The organism is Enterobacter sp. BIDMC92 (assembly GCF_001030225.1).
Taxonomy (GTDB): Bacteria; Pseudomonadota; Gammaproteobacteria; order Enterobacterales; family Enterobacteriaceae; genus Enterobacter; species Enterobacter sichuanensis.
Genome location: NZ_KQ087598.1, coordinates 1407556 through 1422804, shown reverse-complemented (window position 1 = coordinate 1422804; position 15249 = coordinate 1407556). Strand labels below are relative to the sequence as shown.

General features: G+C 55.0%; 16 protein-coding genes. 10 read left to right on the top strand and 6 right to left on the bottom strand.

Annotated elements, in window-relative coordinates; all coding sequences use genetic code 11:
* Nucleotides 1-128 precede the first annotated feature (128 nt).
* Entirely contained in the window at nucleotides 129-947 is an 819-nt protein-coding gene (locus SP99_RS06485) for a pyridoxal phosphatase (RefSeq protein ID WP_025757227.1), read from the top strand.
* Here SP99_RS06485 and modC read toward each other — a convergent pair whose 3' ends face one another.
* From modC to SP99_RS06465, 4 genes are all read right to left on the bottom strand, one after another.
* Entirely contained in the window at nucleotides 948-2006 is a 1059-nt protein-coding gene (modC, locus tag SP99_RS06480; RefSeq protein WP_047958052.1) for a molybdenum ABC transporter ATP-binding protein ModC, read from the bottom strand.
* A gap of 2 nt (nucleotides 2007-2008) precedes the next feature.
* On the bottom strand, nucleotides 2009-2698 hold the full coding sequence (modB, locus tag SP99_RS06475) for a molybdate ABC transporter permease subunit (RefSeq protein ID WP_047958051.1): 690 nt from the start codon (nucleotides 2696-2698) through the stop codon (nucleotides 2009-2011).
* Nucleotides 2698-3471 carry a molybdate ABC transporter substrate-binding protein gene (gene modA, locus SP99_RS06470; protein ID WP_047958050.1) on the bottom strand — a complete coding sequence of 258 codons (774 nt, stop codon included), beginning with the start codon at nucleotides 3469-3471 and terminating at the stop codon, nucleotides 2698-2700. The genes modB and modA overlap by 1 nt, the downstream gene beginning before the upstream one ends.
* Nucleotides 3472-3649: 178 nt before the next feature.
* Nucleotides 3650-3799 carry an AcrZ family multidrug efflux pump-associated protein gene (locus SP99_RS06465; protein WP_013097516.1) on the bottom strand — a complete coding sequence of 50 codons (150 nt, stop codon included), beginning with the start codon at nucleotides 3797-3799 and terminating at the stop codon, nucleotides 3650-3652.
* A 127-nt stretch (nucleotides 3800-3926) separates the two neighbouring features.
* Here SP99_RS06465 and modE point away from each other — a divergent pair, with 127 nt between their 5' ends.
* From modE to gpmA, 7 genes are all read left to right on the top strand, one after another.
* Entirely contained in the window at nucleotides 3927-4715 is a 789-nt protein-coding gene (gene modE, locus SP99_RS06460) for a molybdenum-dependent transcriptional regulator (protein WP_047958049.1), read from the top strand.
* Nucleotides 4716-4782: 67 nt separating this feature from the next.
* On the top strand, nucleotides 4783-6255 hold the full coding sequence (gene modF / locus SP99_RS06455; protein ID WP_045285429.1) for a molybdate ABC transporter ATP-binding protein ModF: 1473 nt from the start codon (nucleotides 4783-4785) through the stop codon (nucleotides 6253-6255).
* A 201-nt stretch (nucleotides 6256-6456) separates the two neighbouring features.
* Nucleotides 6457-7473, top strand: coding sequence for a UDP-glucose 4-epimerase GalE (gene galE, locus SP99_RS06450; protein WP_020884951.1), 1017 nt, complete (start codon nucleotides 6457-6459; stop codon nucleotides 7471-7473).
* 9 nt (nucleotides 7474-7482) lie between these two features.
* Nucleotides 7483-8529 carry a galactose-1-phosphate uridylyltransferase gene (galT, locus tag SP99_RS06445; protein WP_047958048.1) on the top strand — a complete coding sequence of 349 codons (1047 nt, stop codon included), beginning with the start codon at nucleotides 7483-7485 and terminating at the stop codon, nucleotides 8527-8529.
* Between the two features lie 2 nt (nucleotides 8530-8531).
* Nucleotides 8532-9680, top strand: coding sequence for a galactokinase (gene galK / locus SP99_RS06440; protein ID WP_047958047.1), 1149 nt, complete (start codon nucleotides 8532-8534; stop codon nucleotides 9678-9680).
* Complete coding sequence (gene galM, locus SP99_RS06435; RefSeq protein ID WP_047958046.1) at nucleotides 9674-10714, top strand: galactose-1-epimerase; 1041 nt, start codon at nucleotides 9674-9676, stop codon at nucleotides 10712-10714. The genes galK and galM overlap by 7 nt, the downstream gene beginning before the upstream one ends.
* 206 nt (nucleotides 10715-10920) lie before the next feature.
* Entirely contained in the window at nucleotides 10921-11673 is a 753-nt protein-coding gene (gene gpmA, locus SP99_RS06430) for a 2,3-diphosphoglycerate-dependent phosphoglycerate mutase (protein ID WP_008501111.1), read from the top strand.
* A 60-nt stretch (nucleotides 11674-11733) separates the two neighbouring features.
* Here the strand turns inward: gpmA and aroG are convergent, their stop codons facing one another.
* Entirely contained in the window at nucleotides 11734-12786 is a 1053-nt protein-coding gene (gene aroG, locus SP99_RS06425) for a 3-deoxy-7-phosphoheptulonate synthase AroG (protein ID WP_025757217.1), read from the bottom strand.
* Nucleotides 12787-13090: 304 nt separating this feature from the next.
* Here aroG and SP99_RS06420 point away from each other — a divergent pair, with 304 nt between their 5' ends.
* Together SP99_RS06420 and zitB are read left to right on the top strand one after the other, a co-directional pair.
* The gene (locus SP99_RS06420; protein ID WP_025757216.1) at nucleotides 13091-13471 is read left to right on the top strand and encodes a protein YbgS; all 381 of its coding nucleotides are present in this window, start codon (nucleotides 13091-13093) and stop codon (nucleotides 13469-13471) included.
* Nucleotides 13472-13577: 106 nt separating this feature from the next.
* Complete coding sequence (gene zitB / locus SP99_RS06415) at nucleotides 13578-14516, top strand: CDF family zinc transporter ZitB (RefSeq protein ID WP_047958045.1); 939 nt, start codon at nucleotides 13578-13580, stop codon at nucleotides 14514-14516.
* On the opposite strand, the gene pnuC is transcribed toward zitB, so the two are convergent.
* Complete coding sequence (pnuC, locus tag SP99_RS06410) at nucleotides 14513-15232, bottom strand: nicotinamide riboside transporter PnuC (RefSeq protein ID WP_047958044.1); 720 nt, start codon at nucleotides 15230-15232, stop codon at nucleotides 14513-14515. The two genes, zitB and pnuC, sit on opposite strands and share 4 nt — an antisense overlap.
* Between the last annotated feature and the right edge of the window lie 17 nt (nucleotides 15233-15249).

Genomic DNA, 15249 nt, shown 5'->3' with positions numbered 1-15249 from the left:
CTCACTGCGCATGAAAGTAGTTAACTTTTGACGGTGAATGCTGAATTGTCGACAGGAATTTTGAAGCCTTCGCCTCTCGGTGTACCATCCCATCAAAACGTAAATTCAATATTAACCCGGGAAAACAGATGACCTCGCGTGTGATTGCTCTGGATTTAGACGGTACCTTACTGACGCCGCAAAAAACCCTTCTCCCCTCTTCTCTGGAAGCGCTTAAACGCGCGCAGGAAGCGGGATATCAACTCCTTATCGTAACGGGTCGACATCACGTTGCCATTCACCCTTTTTATCAGGCACTGGCGTTAGATACACCTGCAATTTGCTGTAATGGCACTTATTTGTATGATTATCAGGCAAAAAAGGTTTTAGCATCCGACCCGCTGCCGGTACCCCAGGCGCTGCAGTTGATTGATCTGCTTGATGAGCATGACGTTCACGGCCTGATGTATGTGGACAACGCAATGGTCTACGAGCGTCCAACCGGCCATGTGGTGCGCACCAGCAACTGGGCGTTGTCTCTGCCTGAAGCCCAGCGTCCGGTCTTTACTCAGGTTTCCTCCCTGCGTCAGGCCGCTCAGGATGTTGAGGCGATCTGGAAATTCGCCCTGACGGATGAAGATACCACCAAACTGAATAGCTTCGCGAAACACGTGGAACAGACCCTGGGTCTGGAGTGCGAATGGTCCTGGCACGATCAGGTGGATATTGCCCGCAAAGGCAACAGCAAAGGCAAGCGTCTGACGCAGTACGTTGAGTCCCAGGGCGGGTCGATGCAGGACGTGATTGCCTTTGGCGATAACTACAACGACATCAGCATGCTGGAAGCCGCCGGTACAGGTGTGGCGATGGGCAATGCCGATGATGCCGTGAAGGCGCGCGCCAACGTGGTGATTGGTGACAACACCTCCGACAGCATCGCGCAGTACATTTATACCCACCTGCTGTAATCAGGTAGTGATTGAGACGCTCTTGATTTGCGCGTAAAGCCACAGGCCGGGTTTGATCCCCAACTCATCCCGGGCCCAGGGGCTGATGCGCGCCCAGAGCGTTCTGCTCCCCACCTCCAGCTTCACTTCCACCTGGCCGTTGTCATCAAAACACTCTGCCACTTTGGCACGCAGAATATTTCGAATGCTGGTCTGCAGCGGGGGTTGTAAAACCAGAGAGACATCCGAGGCCTGAATGCGGATCCGCAGGACTGACTGCAGCGGTTTATCGATCCGGTTAACCCACAGATGCTGATCGCCCAATGCCAGCGCGGTCATCGCGTAGTGCGGATGGTGTTCCAGAACGCTCACTTTCAGAATGCTGCTCTGCTGCTCTTTCGGTAGCCAGGGATGCATTACGCTGCTGCCCCATACTTCTTCCAGTTTGCCGAAGGCCTTCACGCTGCCCTCTTCCAGCACCAGCACGTTATCGGCCAGATGCAGGATCTCATCCAGCGAATGGCTGACGTAGAGCATCGGGATGTTGATTTCACGCGTCAGGCGCTGCAGATAAGGCAGGAGCTCACGTTTACGCGGAATATCCAGCGAGGCCAGCGGTTCGTCAAGCAGCAGCAGTTCGGGTGCGGTCAGCAACGCGCGGCCAATCGCCACGCGCTGTTTCTCTCCGCCGGAAAGCGAAGAAGGCAGTCTGTCGAGCAGCGGTTCAATACCTAACAGCGTGACCAGTTTATCAAACTGCAAAGCCATGCTTTTCGCCATTCCGTAACGCAGGTTGCCGCGCACGCTGTAGTGCGGGAATAAGCGTGCATCCTGGAAAACATAGCCAATACGACGTTTATCAGGCGACAGATATACCTTATTTTCCACGTCATTTAAGACGCGATTATTCAATACAATCCGTCCTGACTGCGGACGGGTCAGGCCGCTTATCGCATTGATCAACGACGTTTTGCCCGCCCCTGAGACGCCAAAAATGGCGGTGATACCGCTTGCAGGCAGCGTCTCGTTAAGCGTCAGGGTATGGTTTCCCAGCGTCTGGGTGAAATGAAGCTCAAGCATGTCTATTTCCCCATCCGCTCACGACTGACTCTCGCCAGCCATTCCGACACCAGCAGCGATACCAGGGCTAACACAATGGAGATGATGCACAGCCGCGCTGCGGCCCCCTCTCCCCCCGGCGTCTGGATCAGGGTATACATGGCCGAAGGAAGGGTTCGCGTCTCGCCGGGAATGTTCGACACAAAGGTGATCGTGGCGCCAAACTCGCCGAGCGACCGGGCGAAGGCCAGCACCGTGCCGACAATAATACCCGGCAGCGTGAGCGGAAGCGTGATGGTGAAAAAGACGCGCCAGCGCCCGGCACCCAGCGTGCGGGCTGCCTGTTCGAGTTTCATGTCCACACCTTCCAGCGCAAGGCGGATTGCTCTCACCATCAGCGGGAATGACATCACCGCGGCGGCCAGGACCGCCCCGCGCCAGCTAAACGCAAACGTCAGCCCAAACCAGTCATAAAGTTTTTCGCCAATAAAACCGCGTCGCCCCATCGAAATCAGCAGCAGATAACCCACCACCACGGGCGGCAACACGAGCGGAAGATGCAGCACGCTGTCGAGCAGCGCTTTGCCGGGAAACTGACAGCGAACCAGTAACCAGGCAAAGAAGATCCCAAAGGGCAAACTCAGCGCAACCGCCAGGGAAGAAACTTTCAGGCTCAGCAGAAAAGCCTGCCATTCAGGATCGGTCAATATCATCAGTGAGTCGTAAATCCATAACGTTTAAAGATTGCGGACGCGTGCGGCCCCTTCAGATAATCGCGGAAAGCCGTTACGGTCGCATTTTTATGTCCATCAACAATCGCAACAGGGTATTCCACTTTCTTGTGGGAGTCTTCCGGGAACGTTGCGACCACTTTCACCCCCTTGCTGGCCACGGCATCAGAGCCGTAGACAATGCCCAGCGGGGCTTCGTTGCGTTCCACCAGCGCCAGTGCGCCGCGAACATCTTCTGCTGGCGCCAGTTTCGGCGACAGCGTCTCCCACGCGCCCAGTTTTTGCAGCGCTTCTTTGGCGTAAATGCCGGCCGGAACATGATCCGGGTCACCCACCGCCAGACGTCCCCCGTTCAGAAGCCGGGTCCAGTCTGTTGCTTTGTTGATGGTGATGTCAGCCTGGGCACTGGCTTTCGGCGCCACGACAACCAGGCTATTATCCAGCAGCGTTTCGCGGGTTGACACATCGATCGCTTTTTTCTCCGCTGCGTAATCCATCCACTTCTGGTCCGCCGAAATGAACAGATCCGCCGGTGCGCCCGCTTCTATCTGGCGCGCCAGCGTAGAGGAAGAGGCAAACGAGGAGACCACCTCGACGTTGCTCTCTTTTTTATACGCTGCCGCGATATCCTGCAGCGCATTGGTCAGCGACGCCGCCGCAAAGACCGTAATTTTGCCGTCGTCCGCCAGCGCGTGTCCGGTAAGCGAAAGCGTCAGCGCAGCCCCTGCGAAAAGGCGTCCCCATGAACGTGCCATTTGTCACTCCTGTCAGTAGCGTTATATACGCATTAATATAACGAGAACGTCAGGGAGATCCCAGCGTTTATTCGTACCGCTCAAGGGGTAAACCGGTGTCATCTGTAAAAGAATATCGGTGAAAAGAAGAAAAACTTGAGAGCAAAACGCCCGGACTGGCCGGGCGTTTTGTGGGGAATCAATGCTGTTTTTTAGCGCGGTCTCTGTGACCAATGTTCGAAAAGACGTTGAACACTTCACCCAGGCCGTAGATGGCACCGAGGATGATGGCCATCACTACTGGTACCATGATCACGGCGAATACCAGACTTTTCAACAACTCTAACATGGTTTTCTCCAGATATTGTGAGTGGCTTATTCTACCCTTTCAGGTGAGAAAAACATCCCCTTTTGTGCGGTACCCTTTGCGCCCTGCACCATTTGGGTCACAATACCCTTTTTGCCAGGATACTGTTATGCAGGCCGAAATTCTCCTTACTCTCAGACTTCAGCAAAAGCTTTTCGCCGATCCGCGACGTATCACCCTGCTTAAACAGATAGAACAAACGGGCTCAATTAGCCAGGGGGCGAAAAATGCCGGGATCAGCTATAAAAGCGCCTGGGATGCCATCAATGAGATGAACACCCTGAGTGAACATCTGCTGGTAGACAGGGCCACGGGCGGCAAAGGCGGAGGTGGCGCAATCGTGACACGTTACGGCCAGCGCCTTATTCAGCTTTACGATCTGCTGGCCAGGATCCAGCAAAAAGCGTTTGATGTGCTGAGTGACGACGATAACGTGCCGCTGGACAGTTTGCTGGCCGCTATTTCCCGCTTCTCATTACAAACCAGCGCCCGCAACCAGTGGTTTGGCACAGTGACGGCGCGCGATAATCTGCAGATACAGCAGCATATTGAGATCCTGCTTGCCGATGGTACCACCCGTCTGAAAGCCGCCATCACGGCGCAGAGCGCAGAACGTCTTGGACTCGATGAAGGAAAAGAGGTGCTGGTGCTGCTGAAAGCCCCGTGGGTCAACGTCACACGCAATCCCGATACGGCAAAGGCAGCAGATAACCAGCTTCAGGGCACCATCAGCCGTATCGAACGCGGCGAAGCGCAGTGCGAAGTGCTGATGACCCTGGCAGACGGGCAAATGCTGTGCGCGACGGTACCCCTCAGCGAGGCGGACGATTTAGAAGAAGGTGCTGTCGTCACCGCCTGGTTCAATGCAGACCGGGTGATTATCGCCACTTTGTGCTAAGCACATTGACAATCGTACCGACAGTGCGTATCCCTGATAACTATTGCTGCAAAAACAGGGATAAATCATGTCATCATTGCATATTTCGCAAGGCACGTTTCGTCTTGGCGATACCCGAACGCTGACGATTGCTGATTTGACAATACGCGCAGGTGAAAGCTGGGCGTTTGTCGGCACCAACGGCAGCGGTAAATCTGCCCTGGCCCGCGCGCTGGCCGGAGAGCTTCCCCTCCTTAAAGGTGAAAACCAGAGCGAGTTTACCCGCCTGACGCGCCTCTCATTTGAACAACTGCAAAAGCTGGTGAGCGACGAGTGGCAGCGCAACAACACCGATTTACTCAGCCCGGGCGAAGACGATACCGGCCGCACGACGGCGGAAATCATTCAGGATGAGGTGAAGGATCCTGCCCGCTGTCAGCGCCTGGCAGAACAGTTTGGCATTTCCGCCCTGCTGACCCGACGCTTCAAATACCTCTCCACCGGTGAGACGCGGAAAACGCTGCTTTGTCAGGCCCTGATGAGCGAGCCTGAGCTGCTGATCCTCGACGAACCGTTCGACGGCCTTGACGTGCAGTCCCGTGCGCAGCTGGCAGCCCTGCTGGCGTCGCTGAATCAGCAGGGATATACCCTCGTGCTGGTGCTTAACCGCTTTGATGAGATCCCGGATTTTATCCAGCATGCAGGCGTACTGGCCGATTGTAATCTGGCCGAGACAGGGGAAAAATCGGCGCTGCTTAAGCAGGCGCTCATCGCCCAGCTCGCACACAGCGAACGGCTTGACGGAATGACCCTTCCGGAACCCGACGCCCCTTCGGCTCGCCACGCGCTTGATCCCCACCAGCCGCGCATCGTGCTGCGTGATGGCGTAGTCTCGTATGACGATCGCCCAATCCTTAATCACCTGAGCTGGACGGTTAATCCTGGGGAGCACTGGCAAATTGTCGGCCCCAACGGCGCGGGGAAATCGACGCTGCTGAGTCTGATAACCGGCGATCACCCGCAGGGTTATAGCAACGATCTGACGCTGTTTGGCCGCCGTCGCGGCAGCGGTGAAACTATCTGGGATATCAAAAAACATATTGGCTACGTCAGCAGCAGCCTGCATCTGGATTACCGGGTCAGCACCACGGTACGCAACGTGATCCTCTCAGGCTATTTTGACTCCATCGGCATTTATCAGGCGGTATCGGATAAACAGCAAAAGCTGGCTCAGCAGTGGCTGGACATTCTGGGCATGGATAACCGGGTCGCTGACGCGCCGTTTCATAGCCTGTCATGGGGACAGCAGCGCCTGGCGCTGATCGTGCGCGCGCTGGTGAAACATCCTACGCTGCTCATTCTGGATGAACCCCTTCAGGGGCTGGATCCGCTCAATCGACAACTTATCCGCCGCTTTGTGGATGTGCTGATTAGCGAAGGTGAAACGCAGCTGCTGTTCGTTTCACACCATGCCGAGGATGCCCCCGCCTGCATCACGCATCGTCTTGAATTTGTTCCGGACGGGGAACAGTATCATTATCAGCTCAGCAAAATCGATTAACCTTCGGAGGGCCAGGCCCTCCGTTTTTCAGATAACCTGCACTAAGACATCTCTATCCTGTTGATCTACAATGCCTCATGGCCGCTGAAAATCGGATTTTAAAAACAGTGTAAACGATTCCACTATTTTATCCCATGTCACACTTTTCGCGTCTCTGTTATGCTATGGTTATTACATACCATAAGCCCAATGGAGCGAATTATGCGAGTTCTGGTAACAGGTGGTAGCGGTTACATAGGTAGTCATACCTGCGTGCAGCTGCTGCAAAACGGTCATGATGTCATCATCCTCGATAACCTGTGCAACAGTAAGCGCAGCGTGCTGCCTGTGATTGAACGTCTTGGCGGGAAACAGCCAACATTCGTCGAAGGCGACATCCGCAATGAAGCGCTGATGACCGAGATCCTTCACGACCATGCTATTGAAACGGTGATCCACTTCGCCGGCCTGAAAGCCGTCGGGGAGTCGGTCGCAAAGCCGCTCGAGTATTACGACAATAACGTCAACGGTACGCTGCGTTTAATCTCTGCGATGCGCGCCGCAAACGTGAAGAACTTTATCTTCAGCTCTTCCGCGACCGTCTATGGCGATCAGCCTAAAATTCCTTACGTTGAAAGCTTCCCAACCGGTACGCCACAAAGCCCTTATGGCAAGAGCAAACTGATGGTGGAGCAGATCCTGACCGATCTGCAAAAAGCACAGCCTGAGTGGAGCATCGCGTTGCTGCGCTACTTCAACCCGGTGGGCGCCCATCCGTCTGGCGATATGGGTGAAGATCCGCAGGGCATTCCGAATAACCTGATGCCGTATATCGCCCAGGTGGCGGTGGGTCGTCGTGAGTCACTGGCTATTTTCGGCAATGATTATCCGACTGAAGATGGCACCGGCGTGCGTGACTATATTCACGTGATGGATCTGGCTGACGGCCACGTGGCGGCGATGCAGCAGTTGGCCGACAAACCGGGCGTACATATTTACAACCTCGGCGCCGGTATTGGCAGCAGCGTGCTGGATGTGGTTAACGCCTTCAGCAAAGCCTGCGGCAAGCCGGTGAACTACCACTTCGCTCCGCGTCGCGAAGGCGATCTCCCGGCGTACTGGGCCGATGCCTCCAAAGCCGATAAAGAGCTTAACTGGCGTGTCACCCGCACGCTTGATGAAATGGCACAGGATACCTGGCACTGGCAGTCGCGCCATCCTCAGGGGTATCCGGACTAAGGATCCGTCATGACTTCGTTTAATCCCGTCGATCATCCGCATCGTCGTTTTAACCCGCTAAGCGGGCAATGGATTTTGGTTTCTCCGCATCGCGCCAAGCGCCCCTGGCAGGGGGCGCAAGAGACGCCTGCGAAACAAACGCTGCCACAGCACGACCCGGACTGCTTCCTGTGTCCGGGCAACACGCGTGTAACGGGAGATAAAAACCCGGACTATAAAGGCACCTTCGTTTTTACCAATGATTTTGCCGCCCTGATGACCGACACGCCGGACGCGCCTGCGAGCCACGACCCGCTGATGCGCTGTGAAAGCGCCCGCGGGACCAGCCGTGTGATCTGCTTCTCGCCCGATCACAGCAAAACGCTGCCGGAGCTGAGCGTTGAGGCACTGCAAGAGGTGGTCAGTACCTGGCAGGCTCAAACCGCGGAGCTGGGCCAGACTTACCCGTGGGTACAGGTATTTGAAAATAAAGGCGCGGCCATGGGCTGCTCTAACCCGCACCCGCATGGTCAGATCTGGGCGAACAGTTTCCTGCCCAATGAAGCCGAGCGTGAGGACCGTCTGCAGAAAGCCTATTACGCCGAAAATGGCTCGCCAATGCTGGTGGATTACACGCAGCGCGAACGGGCCGACGGCAGCCGGACCGTGGTGGAAACTGAACACTGGCTGGCCGTTGTGCCTTACTGGGCAGCCTGGCCGTTTGAAACGCTGCTGCTGCCGAAATCGCACGTTCAGCGCATCACCGATCTCAGCGACGCGCAGCGCGACGACCTTGCTCTGGCGCTGAAAAAACTGACCAGCCGTTACGACAACCTGTTCCAGTGCTCCTTCCCGTACTCAATGGGCTGGCACGGCGCACCGTTTAACGGGGAAGAGAATCAACACTGGCAGTTGCATGCCCATTTCTATCCGCCGCTGCTGCGCTCCGCGACGGTGCGTAAATTTATGGTGGGCTATGAAATGCTGGCGGAAACCCAGCGTGACCTGACGGCGGAACAGGCGGCAGAACGTCTGCGTGCCGTTAGCGACGTCCACTATCGCGAATCAGGAGTCTAAAAATGAGTCTGAAAGATAAAACACAATCCCTGTTTGCTGAAAAATTTGGCTACCCTGCTACCCACGTTATCCAGGCACCTGGCCGCGTTAACCTGATTGGTGAACACACCGACTACAACGACGGTTTTGTTCTGCCCTGCGCCATTGACTACCAGACGCTCATCAGCTGTGCAAAGCGCGACGATCGTAAAGTCCGCGTGATTGCCGCGGATTATGGTAATGAAACGGACGAATTTTCCCTGGATGCTCCGATTGTGACGCACGACAGCCAGCAGTGGTCTAACTACGTGCGCGGCGTAGTGAAACATCTGCAAAAACGTAATAAGAATTTTGGTGGTGCGGATCTCGTCATCAGCGGCAACGTGCCGCAGGGTGCGGGCTTAAGCTCTTCTGCGTCTCTGGAAGTCGCCGTTGGCACCGTCTTCCAGCAGCTTTATCATCTGCCGCTGGATGGCGCGCAAATTGCGCTCAATGGTCAGGAAGCGGAAAACCAGTTCGTGGGCTGTAACTGCGGCATCATGGACCAGCTGATCTCCGCGCTGGGCAAAAAAGAACACGCGCTGCTGATCGACTGCCGGACGCTAGGCACCAAAGCCGTTCCTCTGCCAAAAGGCGCGGCAGTCGTGATTATCAACAGTAACTTTAAACGCACGCTGGTGGGCAGCGAATACAACACGCGCCGCGAACAATGTGAAACGGGCGCTCGCTTCTTCCAGCAATCTGCCCTGCGCGACGTTACGCTTAATGAATTCAATAAAGTGGCACACGAGCTGGATCCTATTGTCGCCAAACGCGTTCGTCACGTACTGACAGAAAACGCCCGTACCGTTGAAGCGGCGTCCGCGCTGGCGAAAGGCGATTTGAAACGTATGGGTGAGCTGATGGCGGAATCGCATGCCTCCATGCGTGATGATTTTGAAATCACCGTGCCGCAGATTGATACGCTGGTTGAGATCGTGAAAGCGGCAATTGGCGATAAAGGCGGCGTGCGTATGACCGGCGGTGGCTTCGGGGGCTGTATTGTTGCCCTGGTGCCGGAAGAACTTGTTCCTGCCGTGCAGCAGACGGTGGAGAAACAGTACGAAGCCAAAACAGGTATCAAAGAAACTTTCTACGTGTGTAAAGCATCACAAGGAGCCGGACAGTGCTAAACGAAACACCCACTCTCGCACCGGATGGTCTGCCGTATCGCCTGTTAACCCTGCGCAACAGCGCAGGGATGGTGGTTACGCTGATGGACTGGGGAGCCACGCTGCTCTCTGCCCGCGTCCCCATGCCGGATGGCAGCGTACGCGAAACCCTTCTCGGCTGCGCCTCGCCTGAGCAGTATATTAATCAGTCCGCCTATCTGGGCGCGTCAGTCGGACGCTATGCTAACCGCATCGCGAAAAGCCGTTTTGAACTCGACGGCGTGCAATACACCCTGCTTCCAAGCCAGGGTGAGAACCAGCTCCACGGCGGGCCGGAAGGCTTTGATAAACGCCGCTGGAAAATTGTCCGGCAAAACGACGGCGAAGTTCTGTTCTCACTGGATTCCCATGATGGCGATCAGGGCTTCCCGGGTAATCTTACTGCTTTCGCGCGCTTTACGTTGACCGACGACAACCGTATCGCCATTGAATACCGTGCTACCGTCGACAAGCCGTGTCCGGTCAACCTGACCAACCACGCGTACTTTAATCTGGACGGTAACCAGTGCGACGTACGTAACCACAAGCTGCAACTCCTTGCCGATGATTATTTGCCGGTTGACGAGATGGGCATTCCGTATCAGGGTCTGAAATCCGTGAACGGCACCAGCTTTGACTTCCGCCGCGCGAAAACGATCGCCCAGGATTTCCTGAGCGATGACGATCAGCGCAAGGTGAAAGGTTACGACCATGCGTTCCTGCTGCAGGCAAAAGGCGATGCGAAGCAGCCTGCCGCGCAGGTCTGGTCCAGCGATGAGAAGCTGCAGATGACGGTTTACACCACCGCGCCTGCCCTGCAATTCTACTCTGGTAACTTCCTTGGCGGCACGACGGCGCGCGAACACGTTGAGTACAGCGACTGGCAAGGGCTGGCGCTGGAGAGCGAGTTCCTGCCGGACAGCCCGAATCATCCGGAATGGCCGCAGCCAGACTGTGTGCTACGCCCGGGTGAAGAGTACGTGAGCGTGACGGAATACCATTTTATTCCGCATTGATTCTCAGCCCTCCCATCAGAGGGCTTTTTTCTGCACGCTTTGCTGAAAATAGCGCCGATCGCAGACAAAATCATAACCCTGGATTCACAAGCATCTTACACTCAGAGACTATTTTCGCTATGGTTAGGGTTAAGCGTTGCTGCTGGCACGGCCACGGCAATATAATGAGAATTGTTATCATTCTAAAAATGCTTGAGGAGTAAGAGATGGCTATTACTAAGCTGGTCCTGGTACGTCACGGCGAAAGCCAGTGGAACAACGAAAACCGCTTTACCGGTTGGTACGACGTTGATCTGTCTGAAAAAGGCGTAAGCGAAGCAAAAGCAGCGGGTAAACTGCTGAAGGAAGAAGGCTTCAGCTTTGATTTTGCTTACACCTCTGTGCTGAAACGTGCCATCCACACCCTGTGGAACGTGCTGGACGAACTGGATCAGGCCTGGCTGCCGGTTGAGAAATCCTGGAAACTGAACGAGCGTCATTACGGTGCGCTGCAGGGTCTGAACAAAGCCGAAACCGCTGAGAAATACGGTGATGAGCAGGTTAAACAGTGGCGTCGCGGCTTCGCGGTTACCCCACCAGAGCTGACCAAAGATGACGAGCGTTACCCGGGCCACGACCCACGCTACGCAAAACTGACTGATGCTGAGCTGCCAACCACCGAGAGCCTGGCCCTGACCATCGACCGCGTTGTGCCTTACTGGAACGAAACCATTCTGCCACGCCTGAAAAGCGGTGAGCGCGTGATCATCGCCGCTCACGGTAACTCCCTGCGTGCGCTGGTGAAATACCTGGACAACATGGGCGAAGATGAAATTCTCGAACTGAACATCCCAACCGGCGTACCGCTGGTGTATGAGTTCGACGAGAACTTCAAACCAATCAAACACTACTATCTGGGTAACGCAGATGAGATCGCGGCGAAAGCAGCGGCTGTTGCGAACCAGGGTAAAGCGAAGTAATTTTCGCCAGCCATAAAAAAAGCGCGGAGCCTTCCGCGCTTTTTTATTTCCCCAGCCGGATTAACCGCGACGCGCTTTTACCGCATTCGCCAGCTGACGGAGGATCGTGTCGGTGTCGTCCCAGCCGATGCAGGCATCGGTGACGCTTTTACCGTAAACCAGTGGCTCGCTGCCTTCCAGGTTCTGGTTACCTTCAACCAGATGACTTTCGATCATCACCCCAATCACCGCTTTCTCGCCGCCGGCAATCTGCTGACAGACATCTGCGCCCACTTCCATCTGCTTTTTAAACTGCTTGCTGGAGTTCGCGTGGCTGAAGTCAATCATCACCTGCGGTGGCAACCCTGCTTTCTCCAGCCCAACTTTGACTTCTGCCACATGTTTTGCGCTGTAGTTCGGCTCTTTACCGCCGCGCAGAATGATATGGCAGTCACCGTTACCGCTGGTGTTAACGATGGCAGAGTGTCCCCATTTGGTCACGGACAGGAAGCAGTGCGGCGCACCTGCGGCATTGATGGCATCAATCGCCACCTTGATTGTGCCGTCGGTACCGTTTTTAAAACCTACCGGGCAAGAGAGGCCGGACGCCAGCTCACGGTGAACCTGAGATTCCGTGGTGCGCGCACCAATCGCCCCCCAGCTCATGAGGTCAGCCAGATACTGTGGCGTAATCATATCCAGGAACTCACCGGCTGCTGGCAGGCCACTGTCGTTGATTTCGAGCAGCAGCTTACGGGCAATACGCAGGCCGTCGTTGATCTGGAAGCTATTGTCCATATGTGGATCGTTAATCAGCCCTTTCCAGCCCACCGTGGTACGCGGTTTTTCAAAGTAAACGCGCATCACGATCTCCAGCTCGCCTTTCAGCTCTTCACGCAGGGTGAGCAGACGGGCAGCGTACTCTTTCGCGGCTGCAGGGTCGTGTATGGAGCATGGGCCAATCACCACCAGAAGACGATCGTCATTACCTTTCAGGATCTTGTGGATCGCTTTACGAGCATGAGAAACCGTGTTTGCGGCATTTTCAGTGGCGGGGAATTTCTCAAGGAGTGCTACAGGAGGTAATAACTCATTGATCTCTTTAATGCGTAAATCGTCGTTCTGATAATTCATTTTCTTTCCAGCTCTGCCATATCTTTAGTAATGAAAGCAATCCTTTCAATCTATCTTGTCGACCAGGAAGTGTAAACACGGTTTTACACTTCGCGCAGATAATTCCTGGAATTCGCCTAAAAATCGCCACAAAATAGCGAAAAACGAGATCTAACCTAAGCTTTTTAACTGTAACAACCATTTTTAAACGCTTAAACGCGATTCCGTACTGACGTAAGTCGGTAAGGCGGGATCTTTCGCCTTAGAAAAAGATGCACTGTTGGAGAATGTTATCCAGCGTAACGACAAGAACAGGAGCACCATGATGAAAATGACGAAACTGGCAACCCTCTTCCTGACTGCCACACTCACTCTGGCAAGCGGCAGCGTCCTTGCCGCTGAAACGGGCACCTCAGACAACAACGGTGATGCCAATGCGGCAGCATCAGCAGGCCAGGTTGCCCCTGATGCAAAACAGAATATCGCCCCGAATAATGTCGATAACAACCAGATTAATACCGGCAACACCAACACCGGAGGCACCATGTTGCACCCGAACGGTAGTGGTTCCGGTACCATGAATCATGACAACATGAGTTCGGACGAAGTCCATAAGAACTCGATGTGTAAAGACGGCAAATGCCCGGATCCCAACGACAAAGTGGGTAATGACGCCAATACCAAAACCGATGGCACGACCCAGTAATCTGTTGTGATCGGGAAGAAACAGGAGAGCTCTGGCTCTCCTTTCTTTTTGGAGTAACCCATTAAAAACGCTACACTAAAAACAATAACACACCAGGAAAGCACACATGGCGCACACCCATTCGCACTCACACACTCCCGGCAACGACAACGCTAAACGACTGATGCTGGCCTTTGGCGTCACGGCAACCTTTATGATCATCGAGGTCATTGGCGGACTGGTTTCCGGCTCTCTGGCGCTTCTGGCTGATGCCGGACATATGCTGACCGACGCAGCCGCGCTGCTTTTCGCCCTGCTGGCCGTGCAGTTTGCTCGTCGTCCTCCGAACGCGCGCCATACCTTCGGTTGGCTGAGGCTGACAACCCTTGCCGCGTTTGTTAACGCCATTGCGCTGGTGGTCATTACCGTGCTTATCGTCTGGGAAGCGGTACAGCGCTTCAGACACCCTCAGCCGATCGCCGGGACAACAATGATGGTGATTGCCGTGGCCGGACTGCTGGCGAATATCCTGGCTTTCTGGATTTTGCACCGTGGGAGTGGGGAGAAGAACCTCAATGTGCGCGCGGCAGCCCTGCATGTGCTGGGAGATTTGCTCGGCTCAGTCGGGGCGATTGTGGCCGCACTGGTGATCCTCTATACCGGCTGGACGCCCGTCGATCCGATTCTGTCCGTACTGGTGTCATGTCTGGTCTTGCGCAGCGCCTGGCGTCTGCTGAAGGAGAGCGTTAATGAACTGCTTGAAGGGGCACCGGCATCCATGGATATCGACGAGCTGAAGCGCAACCTGCGCCGCTCTGTTCCGGAAGTACGCAACGTTCATCATGTGCACGTCTGGCTGGTCGGGGAAAAACCGGTCATGACGATGCACGTCCAGGTGATCCCGCCTCACGACCATGATGCGCTCCTTGACCGCATCCAGCATTTTCTTGAACATCACTACGATATTGGCCACGCCACCGTCCAGATGGAGTATCAGCCCTGTAACGGGCCAGACTGCCACCTTAACGAGGCGCAGTCCGGCCATTCACATCATCATCACTCTTAACGGGAAAGCGCGTGAGAGCCTCGCTCACGCGCGCTGTTAATCCACATCCGACTACCATTCAGCGCGATGAAGGTCAGCAGCAGATATTCCAGCGACATGGCATACACACCCTGCAGAGCAAAAATCACCACGCTGATGACGTTAATGATGACCCACAGCAGCCAGTTCTCAACGTATTTACGGGTCATGAGGATCATCGCCGCAATCGACAGCACCATCATGCAGGAATCCCAGAACGGGAAGGCGTCCGGCTGCAGTTCCGGCATCGTCACATGCAAACCGATACCGGACATGACCGCCACGGCAATTTGGGTCAGGAATGCAAATACCGGATTGATATAGACCGTCATTAAACCAATGGCAACCACGCACGCGACAAACCAGGCGATGGCTTTCGGTAAGGGCAGCCAGCGGATCTGCAACTCCGCCTCCTGCTGACTGTTCTGCCGCGACCACGCGTACCACCCGTAGATATTTGCCGCAAAGAAGAACAGCTGCAAAAGCAGGCTGGCGTACAGCTGGATCTGGAAGAAGATAATCGCAAACAGCGTGACGTTAATGAGCCCAAACGCGTAATTACTGATCTTCTCAAGGCTTGCCAGCCAGATACACAATAACCCTGCCAGCGTACCAACCGCCTCAATCCATGACAGGTCATAGCCACCTGCACCAATCGGTATATGAACCAGAATGTTCTGTGTGCTAAAAAAATCCATCTTTTCCCCAGGGCGTT